This is a genomic window from Micromonospora humidisoli (assembly GCF_016900955.1).
Classification (GTDB): domain Bacteria; phylum Actinomycetota; class Actinomycetes; order Mycobacteriales; family Micromonosporaceae; genus Micromonospora; species Micromonospora wenchangensis.
In genome coordinates this window covers 199,347-211,693 of record NZ_JAFEUO010000009.1, presented here as the reverse complement: position 1 = coordinate 211,693, position 12,347 = coordinate 199,347, and the positions used below count along the sequence as shown (strand labels likewise).

The 12,347-nt window shown below is 73.5% G+C and carries 10 protein-coding genes; 1 reads left to right on the top strand and 9 read right to left on the bottom strand.

All coding sequences use genetic code 11. The annotated features are described in order from the left end of the window. Nucleotides 1-183: 183 nt before the first annotated feature. From JQN84_RS28195 to JQN84_RS28155, 9 genes are all read right to left on the bottom strand, one after another. The gene (locus JQN84_RS28195; RefSeq protein WP_204961598.1) at nucleotides 184-570 is read right to left on the bottom strand and encodes a hypothetical protein; all 387 of its coding nucleotides are present in this window, start codon (nucleotides 568-570) and stop codon (nucleotides 184-186) included. Nucleotides 571-711: 141 nt separating this feature from the next. After that, nucleotides 712-1,626 (bottom strand): ABC transporter permease, encoded by a 915-nt coding sequence (locus JQN84_RS28190; protein WP_204961597.1) that lies wholly within the window; start codon nucleotides 1,624-1,626, stop codon nucleotides 712-714. Beyond that, entirely contained in the window at nucleotides 1,623-3,011 is a 1,389-nt protein-coding gene (locus JQN84_RS28185; protein ID WP_204961596.1) for an ABC transporter permease, read from the bottom strand. The genes JQN84_RS28190 and JQN84_RS28185 overlap by 4 nt, the downstream gene beginning before the upstream one ends. Then, complete coding sequence (locus JQN84_RS28180) at nucleotides 3,011-4,600, bottom strand: ABC transporter ATP-binding protein (protein ID WP_281896505.1); 1,590 nt, start codon at nucleotides 4,598-4,600, stop codon at nucleotides 3,011-3,013. Before JQN84_RS28180 ends, JQN84_RS28185 begins: the two co-directional genes overlap by 1 nt. A gap of 37 nt (nucleotides 4,601-4,637) precedes the next feature. Beyond that, nucleotides 4,638-5,711, bottom strand: a complete 1,074-nt coding sequence (locus tag JQN84_RS28175; RefSeq protein ID WP_204961595.1) for a BMP family ABC transporter substrate-binding protein — start codon at nucleotides 5,709-5,711, stop codon at nucleotides 4,638-4,640. Nucleotides 5,712-5,713: 2 nt separating this feature from the next. Further along, nucleotides 5,714-7,189 (bottom strand): amidohydrolase family protein, encoded by a 1,476-nt coding sequence (locus JQN84_RS28170; protein ID WP_204961594.1) that lies wholly within the window; start codon nucleotides 7,187-7,189, stop codon nucleotides 5,714-5,716. After that, complete coding sequence (locus JQN84_RS28165) at nucleotides 7,186-8,208, bottom strand: zinc-binding dehydrogenase (protein ID WP_204961593.1); 1,023 nt, start codon at nucleotides 8,206-8,208, stop codon at nucleotides 7,186-7,188. Before JQN84_RS28165 ends, JQN84_RS28170 begins: the two co-directional genes overlap by 4 nt. Nucleotides 8,209-8,381: 173 nt before the next feature. Next, nucleotides 8,382-9,617 carry a PucR family transcriptional regulator gene (locus JQN84_RS32440; protein WP_204961592.1) on the bottom strand — a complete coding sequence of 412 codons (1,236 nt, stop codon included), beginning with the start codon at nucleotides 9,615-9,617 and terminating at the stop codon, nucleotides 8,382-8,384. Further along, a complete protein-coding gene (locus JQN84_RS28155) occupies nucleotides 9,614-11,083 on the bottom strand; it encodes an aldehyde dehydrogenase family protein (RefSeq protein ID WP_204961591.1) in 1,470 nt (489 codons plus the stop codon). Before JQN84_RS28155 ends, JQN84_RS32440 begins: the two co-directional genes overlap by 4 nt. 72 nt (nucleotides 11,084-11,155) lie before the next feature. On the opposite strand from JQN84_RS28155, the gene JQN84_RS28150 reads away from it, so the two are divergent. After that, nucleotides 11,156-12,238 (top strand): NAD(P)-dependent alcohol dehydrogenase, encoded by a 1,083-nt coding sequence (locus tag JQN84_RS28150; RefSeq protein ID WP_204961590.1) that lies wholly within the window; start codon nucleotides 11,156-11,158, stop codon nucleotides 12,236-12,238. Nucleotides 12,239-12,347: the final 109 nt, after the last annotated feature.

Here is a 12,347-nt window from a genome sequence, read left to right as displayed (position 1 = left end):
TAACCCTCGTGGACGTGATCGACTCAGTGTCGCCGATGTTGCGGTGTCGACGGCGCTTCGATACCGCTATATCGGCGAAGGCGATGAGCGACCACGGCACCAACGGCTACTCCGGTGGAGGCCATTCGATCAGCTACGCACGCTCCAACTTCGCGCGCCCCATCAGGACGCCGTCGGACCCGGTCATGCGGCGGCCAGATCGTGGACCGACAGGTATACCCCGTGCTTCCGGAACGCGGCAGGTGCCCAGGCCAGGGCGTCGGCGCGGTGGATGGCCAACTCGGCCGGAAACCAGGCCCGGCGCAGCACCCGCGTCTCGGCCCAGTCCGGCGGGGCGAGGTCCACCTGGGCGAGCAGGTGCTCCGCGAGCGCCGCGAGCAGCGCGTCCCACCGGGCATCCCCGGTCGGCCCGGGCTCATCCTGCAACAGCCCCACCCTGGTGGTCGGCGGCTCCCACCGGTATTCCTCCAGGAACTCCCACACCAGTTTCCAGCGGGTCCGGTCGGTGTCCGCGGAGACGAGGTGAGTGGCCAACAGCGCCAGAGTCATCGGTTCGTAACCGGTACCCACCGCGCGTACCTTGCCTCCGGACCTGATGGCTCTGCCAGGTGCAGGCTACCGTCTCGCGGACCTACGACGGCGCAGCCGCCACCTCCGGGGACCGGGAGGTGGCGGCTGCGCCGTCTGGACGGACCTGAGTGGAACGCCCCGTCAGGTGGTGCCGCGTTGGAACGGTTGGGCCAGGGCCCGGGGTTCACGGTGCGTGGTGGCGAACACCAGCATCGCCAGCAGGGCCAGCAGGTAGGGCGCGGCGATCAGCAGCTGCGAGTTCATGGTGACCCCGAGCGCCGGCAGCGCCAGCCGCATCGCGTCGGCCAGGCCGAAGACGACACAGCCGACCAGGGTCCGGCCGAGCCGCCAGGCCCCGAAGATGACCGCCGCGATGACCAGGTAGCCCCGGCCGGCGGTCATGTTCTGGTTGAACGACCCCACCTCGCCGACGGCCAGGTACGCCCCGCCGAGCCCGGCGAGCAGCCCGCACCACAGCAGCGCCTGCCGCCGTCGCTTGTTGACCTCGATCCCGCTGACGTCGGCGGCCTGCGGGTTCTCCCCCACCGCCCGCAGTTCCAGCCCCCACCGGCTGCGTTCCACCAGCCACCAGGTCAGCGGGACCACCGCCAGCAGCAGATACACCGGCCAGCGTTGCACGAACAGCATCGGGCCGATGATCGGGATGTCCCGCAGCACCGGGACGTCCACCTGCCAGACCTGGTGGCCGGTGAAGGTGCTCACCGTGATCAGGTAGCTGGTCAGGCCGAGCACCAGCGCGTTGAGCACCAGGCCGACGACGAACGTGTTGATCTGCACCCGGTGTGACAGGACGCCGTGCACGAACGCCACCGCCACGCCGACCAGCGCGCCGGCCACCAGGCCGACGGTGGCGCTGCCGGTGGCGCTGGCGACCGCGATCGAGCCGAACGCCGCGCCGAGCATCATCGCCTCGACGGAGATGTTGAGGGTGCCGGCGCGCTGGGCGACGTACTCCCCGCAGGCGGCGAAGGCCAGGGGCACGGTGAGCCGGGCCCCGCTGGAGAGGATGGTGGCGATGTTGTCGGCGGCGCTCATGCCAACCTGCCTTCCATGGCGTCCTTGGTGCCGGCGGTCCCGGCGTCGCCGGGGTCCGCCGGTGGCGACGCGGCGGCCCGGGGTCCGGGCACCGACGCCGCCGATCCGGCCGGGTCCGACCCGGCAACCGGGTCTACCGGGGACGACCCGGAGGCCGGGTCGGTCGACGCGGCAGCGGCCACCGGAGCCGTCGGGGTGGTGGCGACCGGAGTCGCCGGGGTGGCAGCGGCGGCGGTCGGTGCCGTGGGGGTGGAGGTAGGGGTCGACGGCTGGTCGGCCAGGCGGCGTCGGCGCAGCATGCCGATCACCACCGGCGGTGCGACGAACGCCAGCACCAGCAGCGCCTTGACCACGTCGACCAGGAACGACGGCACGCCGGTGGCGGCCAGGAAGCTGCCGCCGGCCCGCAGCACGCCGAACAGCACCGCCACCGGGATGGCCAGCAGCGGATTGTTCCGGGCGACCAGGGCGACCAGCAGGCCGTCCCAGCCGATGTTGAGCGACATCCCCGGCTGCAACCGGTTGGTGCCGACCGGGCTGGTCAGCAGCAGCGCCCCGGCCAGGCCGGCCAGCGCCCCGGAGATCGCCAGGGCGATGCCGCCCAGGGCGCCGACCCGCACCCCGGCGTGCCGGGCCGCCGCCGGGTTGAGACCGACCATCTTCAACCGGAAACCCCAGCGGGTACGCGCCATCACCAGCGCCAGCACCACCGCCACCACGACGGCCAGCACCAGACCGCCGTTGAGCTGGAGGTTCGGGTATTCGCCGAGGGAGGTGAGCCGGGCGTTCTCCGGCACCGGGTTGGACTGCGGGGACAGTGTGCCCCGGCCCAGCCGGGACTCCTGGAGCAGCCACGGGGTGTTCACCGCGAACGAGATGAGCTGCTGGGCGAGGAACGTCATCAGCATCGTGCTGACCACGACGTTGACGCCCCGGAACCGGTACATCAGGGCACTGAGCCCGGCCCAGACGCCGGCACCGACCACCGAGGCGAGCAGCACCAGGACCAGCAGCAGCGGTCCGGGTACGGCCAGCCGCAGGCCGACCCACGCGCCGGCGAGCGCGCCGATCAGCACCTGCCCCTCCTGGCCGATGTTGAAGAAGCCGGAGCGGGCGCTGACGCACGCCCCGACGGCGACCAGCAGCAGCGGCGCGACGTACAGCAGGGAGGTGGACCAGGCCGCCGGGGACGCCATGCTGCCCTGGTAGAGGGCCTTGGTGGAGGCGGTCGGTGAGCCGCCGGTGACCGCGATCAGCAGGGCGGACAGGCCGAGCGCGACGCCGATCGTGGCGACGGTGGCGAGGCCGACCTGCCAGCCACCGGGGCCGGGGTTGAGCCGACGCAGCAGCCGCTGGCCGGTGCCGTCGATACCGAGGGTGGCCATCAGTGACTCACCCCGCCGACCAGCATGCCGAGCCGCTCGGCGGTGGCCTCGGCGGTGGGGAGCACCCCGACGATCCGGCCGGAGGAGATCACCGCGATCCGGTTGGCCAGGGCCATCACCTCCTCCAGTTCCGTGGAGATCAGCAACACCGCCACCCCTTCCGCGGCGGCCTGCCGCAGCCGCACGTACATGTCTTCGATCGCGCCGACGTCCAGCCCGTGGGTCGGTTGGGCGGCGACCAGCGCCTTCGGCCCGGCGGACAGTTCCCGGGCCAGCACCACCCGCTGCTGGTTGCCGCCGGAGAGGCTGCGCAGCGGGGTGTCCGGCGAGGGGGCCACGATGTTGAACTCGACCATCTGCCGCTGGGCGATCCGGTGCATCCGCCGCCGGCTGAGCACCCCGCGTGAGCTGACCCCGGCGAGGGACTTCATCACCAGGTTCTCGGCGACGCTCATGTCGAGCACCACGCCGGAGTGGTGCCGGTCCTCGGGCACGATGCCGAGCCCGGCGGTGTGCAGCGCGCCGGGCCGCACCAGGTCGACCGGCCGGCCGTCGAGCTCGACGGTGCCGGAGTCGGGGACGAGCAGCCCGGACAGCAGCTCACCGACGGTGGCCTGGCCGTTGCCCTCGACGCCGTACAGGCCGACGATCTCGCCGGGGGCGACGTCGAGGCTGAGCTTGTCCAGCACCGGCAGGCCGCCGACGAGCAGGGTCACCTCGCGCAGCCGCAGTGCCGCCGGCTGCTCCGGCGCTGCCGGGTCGCCGGCCGCCGGGGCGGCACCGGTGGTGACGCCGTCGACCGGTTCGGGACGTTCGACGGGCAGCAGGCCCAGCGCCGCGCTCTCGGACTGCAACGACACCTCCCGGCCGACCATCTGCCGGGCGAGTTGCTGGGCGGTGGTGTCCTTCGTCGCGCCGTGGAACGCCACCGCGCCGCGCCGCAGCACGGTCACCCGGTCGGTGGCCGCCATGATCTCGGCGAGCTTGTGGCTGATCAGGATGACCGCCCGCCGTTCCGCCTGCACCACCCGGCGCAGCACGGTGAACAGCTCCGCCGACTCGGCCTGGGTGAGCACCGAGGTCGGCTCGTCCAGGATCAGGATGGACGGGTCACGGCGCAGGCACTTGATCAGTTCGACCCGCTGCCGTTCCCCGGCGGAGAGCCGGTCGACCCGCACGTTCGGGTCGATGGGCAGCCCGTAGCGGCGCGACACCTCCTCGACCTGGGCGCAGGCCGCCGCCCGGTCGATCCGCCCGGTGTCGCCGAGGATGACGTTCTCCCAGACGGTGAGCGGTTCGATCAGGCTGAAGTGCTGGTGCACCATGCCCAGGCCGAGGTCGGCGGCGACCTGCGGACTGTCGATCTCGACCGGTTCGGTGCCGCGCGTGATGGTGCCGGCGTCGCGGTGTACCAACCCGAGCAGGATCTTCATCAGGGTCGACTTTCCGGCCCCGTTCTCGCCGAGCAGGCCGTGGATCTCGCCGGGTCGTACGGCGAGATCCACGGCGTCGCAGGCGACGACCGGACCGTAACGCTTGCTGACCCCGCGCAGGGTGAGAGCCGGCGTCAGCTGGTCGTCAACGTCCACAGTCCGTTTCACCTCGTTGGTCGTCGGGCAGCGGGGGTCAGGAGCCGAGCTTGGCGACCGTCGCGGCGGTGTCGGTCTTGCCGCTGGCCACGTCGGCGACGAAGGCGTCCATCTTCTGGGTCTGCTCCGGGGTCGCCTTGCAGATCTTGACGGCCGGGTACGGGTCCTTGCCCAGCTCCCACTTCTTGGTGGTGCCGAGGGTCATCTCACCCTTGGCGAACAGCTCCAGCGCGGCGGCGAAGTACGCGCCCGGGTCGAAGATGACCGAGATGTCGAAGCGCGGGTCGGTCGAGTCGCACCGGTCGGTGCCCGGGGTCAGGGTGAGCGCGCCGCCGGTGTTGGCCAGCTTGGCGGCGGCGTCGGTGGCCCCGCCCAGGTACGGGTAGACGACCTTGACGCCCTGGCTGATCTGCGCCTGGACGGCCTCCCGGGCCTTCGCCGAGTCGTTGAAGTCACCGGTGTAGGTGGTCACCAGGGTCGCGTTCGGCACCACCATCCGGATGCCGGCCTTGTACGCCTTGGCGGCGTTGACCGAGAAGTCGGCCTCCATGCCGGTGACGAAGCCGGCCTTGGTGGCGTTCTTCTCCTGCATGACCAGGCCGGTGGCGTACCCGGCGGCGAGCATGCTCTGGTTGGGGTCGTCGCTGGACAGCGTCACCCGGGGCGTCTGCGGGATGTTCTCCGACGACGGCACGTACCAGGAGGTCTTGGCGCAGACCGGCTCCTCGGAGGCCGGGATGGCGTCCTTGAGCTCGGAGGCCCCGAGCGCCACCATGTCCACGCCCTGCTGACACAGCGCGCGGGCGGCGCTGAGCGCCTCGGTCGGCGGCACGTTGCCGCGCTTGATGACCTGCCAGCCCTTCTCGGTGGCGAACTTCTCGGCACCGACGACGAAGCTCTCGTAGTAGCCGTTGTCGTTGATGTCGCCGGGGCTGAGCACGCCGATGACGACCTTGCCGTCACCGTTGGCGTCGGGCTGCCCGGCGGGGGCCGTACCGCTGCTGGCCGACCCTCCCGCCGACGGCGCGGTCGCGTCGTTGCTCGCGCAACCGACCAGGGCGAATCCCAGCGCTCCGGCGAGCAGCGCCGCCGGACCCCGAGCAATCCTCATTGTCATGGTGCTTTCCCTTCACGTGGGGTCGGCGCGCCGCCCGGCACGGACCGGCGCGCGGAGAACTCGGTCGCTGGCACGCTGGGCCAGCGAGGGGGGATGTCGATGCCGACCCGGCGCAGCAGGGCGGCCCGACGCTGGGCGGCCTCCTCGCGCAGGGCGTCGACGTCGACGGTGGTGATCCGCCGGTCGCGGACCACCAGCCGGCCGTCGACCAGGACGTCCCGGACGGTGTGCCCGGCCGCGCCCCAGACGAGCTGGGTGGGCAGGTCACCGCGCGGAATCCAGGGGATGGTCCGGGTGTCGAGCAGCACCAGGTCGGCGGCCTTGCCGACCTCGATCGAGCCGGTCAGTGCCCCGAGCCCGACGGCGGCGGCGCCGTCGACGGTGGCCAGGGCGAAGACCTCGTCGGCGCGCAGCGGGTCGGGGACGCCCCGGTCCCGCTCCAGGCCGGCGAAGAGTCGGGCGGCCCGCCACAGGTCGGGGGTGTCCCCGGCGTTGTGCGAGTCGCAGCCCAGCGCGAGCCGGCCGCCGGCCCGGTGCAGGGCGGTGTGCCGGCCGGCCCGGGTGAAGCCCTGGCCGAGCCGCAGGTAGGCCCCCGGGCAGGAGGCGACGGCGGTGCCGGTCCCGACGAGCGCGTCGACCTCGGCGTCGTCGAGCCACACCGCGTGGCCGAGCAGCAGCCGGGGGCCGAGCACGCCGAGGTCGGCCAGGTGGCGTACCGGCCGGGCCCGGCCGGCGGCGGCGTAGGCGGCGGCGTCCTCGGGGCCGGGCGACAGGTGCCAGGTCATGCCCACGTCGAGCCGGTCGGCCAGCTCCGCCGCGCCGGTGAACAGCGCGTCGCTGACCAGGTCGTGCCCGACCAGGGTGATCCAGCCGGTGACCAGCGGGTCGCCGGCCAGGGCGGCGACGGTGTCGGCCTGCACGGCGAGGGTGTCGGCGGCCGGCATGGCGTACGGCGCGTCGTCGGCGTCCCAACCCCAGCCGCCGACCCGGGCCCGGATGCCGGCGGTACGCAGCCCGGCGGCGACCCGCAGCGGGTGCGCCACCGTGCCGGGTTCCAGCAGGGTGGTGACCCCGTAGCTGAGCGACTCGACGGCGGTGAGGGTGGCCGACAGTTCGTCGTCGTCGCCGGTGACCGCGCCGTGCAGCGGCACGATCCAGTCGAAGATCGCCTGCTGGGCCGGGACGTCGTCGGGGATGCTGCTGCGCACCAGCGGGTCGGCGGTGGTGTGCTGGTGGGCGTTGACCAGGCCGGGGACGACCACGCAGCCGGTGGCGTCGAGTTCGGGGCTGCCCGGGTACGCCGCGCGCAGGGTCGCCGCCGGGCCGATCGCGGCGATCCGGCCGTCGACCACGGCGATCGTGCCGCCGGGGACGACCGCCCGGTCGGGGGCCATGGTGACGATCTCGGCGTCGACGATCAGCAGGTCCGCCGGGCGGGGGTCGGCGGGGGTCGCCGTCGGGGTGGTGGTCATGGCCGGACGAGGATCTTGCCGACGAGGTCGCCGGACTCCTGCCGGGCGTACGCCTGCGCCAGGTCGGTCAGCGGGTACTCCGCGCCCCGGAGCACCCGCAGGCCGCCGGCGAAGTAGGCGTCGAGCATGTCGGCGAAGTCGGCCGGGCGGTACGCCCCCGCCCCGAGCAGCCGCAGACCGCGCCGGTAGACGTCGGAGAGGGAGAAACTGACCTGGTCGCCCGTGGTGTTGCCGAGCAGCACGATCCGGCCGCCGGTGCGCAGGCTGGCCAGCGAGGTGGCCCAGGTGGCGGTGCCGACGTGGTCGACGACCAGGTCGACGCCGTGGCCGTCGGTGTGCTCGCGTACCCGCTCGACGGTGTGCTCGTCGAGGTCGAGCACGTCCGCGCCGAGATCGGCGGCGACGGCCCGCTTGGCTTCGGTACGCGCCACCGCGAGCACCCGGGCGCCGGCCCGGCGGGCGAGTTGGACGGCGGCGATGCTGACCGCGCTCGTGGCGGCCTGCACCAGCACCCACTCCCCGGGGCGGACCGCGCCGACGCGGTGCACGGCGTGCCAGCCGAGGCTCCACGCGGTGGGCAGCGCGGCGGCCTCGGCGAGGTCGACGTGGGCGGGCACCCGGTGCACCACGGTGGCCGGGACGGTGACGTACTCGGCGAAGCCGCCGGGGCGGTTCCCGCCGACCACGGCCAGCGTCGCGCAGTAGCCCGGTTGGCCGTCCTTGCAGGTGGCGCAGCCTCCGCAGCCGATCGTCGGGTCGATCAGCACCCGGTCGCCGGGGCGTACCGTGGTGACCTGCGGTCCGACGGCGTCGACCTGGCCGGCGACGTCCATGCCGCCGATGTGGGGCAGCTGGAAGCCGGGCAGCAGGGCGGTGCGCCGCTGGAGCAGGTCGAGGCGGTTGACGGCGGCGACGTGCACCCGGACGACCACGTCGGCCGGGCCCGGCTCGGGATCGGGCAGGTGCCGCAGGCTCAGCACCTCGGCGCCGCCGAAACCGGTCTGGACCATCGCCCGCATCGCAACCTCCCCCACGGTCTACCAGTCAATATGGCGTCTTGCATTGTGATTCTCGCTGCTTGGGGTCGTACTCTGCCTGCGGGGCGGCGGCGTGTCAACGGCTTGCCGCAAAAGAGGCGGAACGGTTAACGAAGGCGGGCGTCCAGGCTGTTCACAGGCCACCCACCAGGGGATCAACCGGCCTCGGACGCGGCCAGCAACTCCCTGGCGACAAGCGCCGTACGCAGCACCGCCACCGTCTGCGGGTCGAGCGGATCCACACCCAGCAGCCGCTTGATCAGGCCGACCCGGTAGCCCACCGAGTTGCGGTGCAGGTGCAGCCGTTCACTGACCGCCTGCCGGCTGCCCCCGGTGGCCAACCAGCAGTCCAGGGTGCGCAGCAGGTCGTCGCGGTGGGCGATCGGCCCCAGGTGCCGGTGCACGAACCAGCGCAGCCGCTCGTCCGGCACCGCCAGCAGGACCTGCGCCAGCCCGGCCTGCCCGAACGGCAGCTCGGGCCGCTCGTCCGACGAACGCAGCAGCAGCCGCAGCAGCCGGTCCGCGTCGCGGAACGAGGCCGCCGTCCGGGCCGGCCCGGTCACCAACGCCCCGGCGACCACCCGGACCTGCCCGGGGCCGACGATCTGGTCCAGCCGGGCCCGCAGCCGGGTCACCTCGCGCTCCACGTCACCGTGCAGCAGGGTCCAGGCCAGCCGCCCCTCGGCCAGCACCGGCCGGTCCAGCCAGCTCAGCGCGGACGCCCAACGGCGCTGCTGTTCCCCGGTGTACGCGATCCCGGCGACGGCGTGCGGCTGGTCCAGCCGCCAGCCGTGCACCGCACCGGCCCGCAACAGATCCGCCTCGCCCATCCAGGGCGTCGTCGCCGCTCCGGCCGGCCCGCCGGGGCCGTCGCGCAGGGCCCGCAGCACCGTCGCAGCGTCCCGTACGGCAGCCGGCGGCGACTCGTGCCGGACCGCCTCGATCAGCAGCGCGGTGGTCGCCGCCGCCGCCAGCTCCCACTGCCCGGTCGAGACCGGCTCGGCCAGCAGCAGCGCGCCGATCCGCCGGGGTCCCGCGCCGACCGCCACCGCCCGGCCGGTCCACCCGTCGGCGCAGCGGACCGTGGCCGGCACGCCCCCCGGCGGCCCCGCCCCGCCGGTCCGACCGGCGGCCAGGGCGCGGCGGACGTCGTCCGGTGCGGCGTCGCGCCCCGGACCACCCGTGCCGTCGCTGTCGGCGAGCAGTTCCCCCGTCTCGGCGACCAGCCGGCAGGCCGCGCCGGTCCGCTGCGCCACCGCAGCCAGCAGTTCCGGCCAGCCGGCGCCGCCGAACGCGAGTTCGGCGAGCCACTGGGCGAACGCGGCAGGTGGGGGCGCGGCGGCGACGGCCAGCCGCGGGCGGGCCGCCGCCAGCTCACCCGATCGGCTCACGCCGACGGTCGGTCGAGCAGCCGGACCGCGACGGCCTTCTCCTGGGTGTACTCGCGCAGCGCCGCGTAGCCGCCGCCCCGGCTGAAGCCGCTCTCCTTCTGCATGTTGAACGGGAAGCCGATCACCCCGGCGTCGTGGAACTGGTTGACCGCCACCTGCCCGGCGCGGGCCTGCCCGGCCACCCGCAGCGCGCGCGACACGTCGGTGGTCCAGATGCAGGCCAGCAGACCGAAGTCGGTGTCGTTCATCATCGCCACCGCCTCGTCGACGCCCCGGAACCCCTGCACCGCCAGCACCGGGCCGAAGATCTCCTCGCGGGCCAGCCGCATGTCCGAGTCGACCTGGTCGAAGACGGTGGGGGCGACGTACCAGCCGTCGTCGAACGCGGCGGTGGCCGGCTCGCCGCCGACGACCAGCCGGGCCCCGGCGGCCGGGGCCTCGGCCAGGAACCCCCGGACCCGCTCGTACTGGGCCTGGCTGACCAGGGGGCCCATGTCCAGGTCCTGGTCCCATGGGCCGGTCCGGACGGCCGCCATGCCGGCGGCGACCCGCTCGACCACCTCGGCCCGGATCGACTCCTCGACCAGCAGCCGGGAGCCGGCGTAGCAGTTCTGCCCGGCGTTCTCGGTGATCGAGGCGATGATCGCCGGGATCGCCGCGTCCAGGTCGGCATCGGCGAAGACCACGTTCGGGGACTTGCCGCCCAGTTCCAGCTTGACCGGGACGAGGTGCTGCGCGGCGGCGCGCATGACGGACCGGCCGGTCACCGTCGAGCCGACGAAGCTGATGTGGTCGATGTCGGCGTGCCCGGTGAGCGCCACCCCGGCCTCGGGACCGAGGCCGGTGACCACGTTGAGCACGCCCGGCGGCAGGCCGGCCCGGCGGCCCAGCTCGGCCAGCGCGAACGGCGACAACGGCGCGACCTCGGACGGCTTCAGCACCACCGTGTTGCCGGCGGCCAGGGCCGGGGCGACGTTGGCGGCGGTGAGCACGGCCGGCACGTTCCACGGGATGATCACCGCGCAGACGCCGTACGGCTCGGGCCGGGTGTAGCCGAAGTAGTCGGGCGTACGGGTGGGCAGGGTGACCCCGGTGAGCTTGTCGGCGGCCCCGGCGAAGTAGTCGACGATGCCCTGGGTGATGTACATGTTGAGCCGCCCGCCGGAGCGGGGTTTGCCCACGTCACGCGCCTCGTACGCGGCGAGTTCCTCGACGTGCTCGCCGATCAGCGCGGCCCAGCGCGAAAGGATCGCGCCCCGCTCGCTGGGCGAGGTGGCCGCCCAGCCGGGGGCGGCCCGGCGGGCGGCGGCGACGGCGTGGTCGACGTCCACCTCGCGGGCGCGGGCCACCGACTGGATGGGCTCCCGGGTGGCGGGATCGAGCACCGGCAGCTCACCGCCGTCGGCGGCGGGGGTCCAGTCGCCGTCGACGAGCTGGCGGGCGGTGGGAATGTCCAGGTCAGCCATGTGCGAATCCTTGACCCTTCACGTTTCGCATGTCAAGATGCAATCTCGCTTTATGAGTCACTAGGAGGGCGCGTGCGGATCACAGCGGCGGTGCTGGAGAGCGCGGGAGGGCCGTTCACCCTCCAGCAGATCGACCTCGCCGACCCGGGGCCGGACGAGGTGCTGGTCCGGGTGCACAGCGTCGGGATCTGCGCCACCGACCTGGAGTTCGCCAACTTCTTCCCCACCCCGGCGGTGCTCGGCCACGAGGGCAGCGGGGTCGTCGAGCAGGTCGGCGAGCGGGTCACCGGCGTCTCCCCGGGCGACCACGTCGCGATGAGCTTCACCTCCTGCGGCGACTGCCCGCTGTGCCGGGGCGGAAACCCCGCCTACTGCCGCCAGTTCGACGCGGTCAACTTCAGCGGCCGACGGCCGGACGGCAGCTCGGCGCTGTCGCGCGACGGGCAGCAGGTCAACGGCCACTTCCTGGGCCAGTCGTCGTTCGCCAGTCACGTGGTCGCCCCGGCCCGCGCGGTGGTGCCGATCAGCAAGGAGATCGACCTGGGCGTGGTCGGACCGTTCGGCTGCGGTTTCGGCACCGGCGCCGGCGCGGTGCTCAACGTGCTGCGCCCGGAGGTCGGCTCCTCGCTGGTGGTCTTCGGCGCGGGCGCGGTGGGCGTGGCGGCGATCCTGGCCGCGCGGGCGGCCGGCTGCGCCGTCGTTGCCGCCGTCGACGTCAACACCGGCAAGCTGGACACGGCCCGGCTGCTCGGCGCCACCCACGGGGTGAACTCCACCGAGGGCGACCCGCGCGAGCTGCTGACCGCCATCGCTCCGCACGGCTTCGACGTCGCGATCGACACCACGGGCCGGGAGGACGTGCTGCGGCTCGCCGTCGAGTCGCTCGGCCCGCTCGGCCGGTGCGGCGTGGTGGGGATCGGCCCGAGCGAGCAGATGAGCTTCGAGTGGCGCAGCGTGCTCAACGGCCGCAGCATCACCGGCATCATCGGCGGCAGCAGCCTGCCGCAGGTGTTCCTGCCCAAGCTGCTGGACCTGCACGCCGCCGGCAACTTCCCGGTGGACCGCCTGATCACCCGGTTCCCCTTCACGCAGATCAACGAGGCGGTGGCGGCGCTGCGCTCCGGCGAGGTCGGCAAGGCCGTCCTGACCCTCTGAGCGGGGACACCACCCACCCCATCGACGCTTCTGCATCTCATCGTGAAACATTGTCTCGCAATGTGAGCGACATTACCCTTGGTGTCAGACCCACACCCAGTGGCGCGGC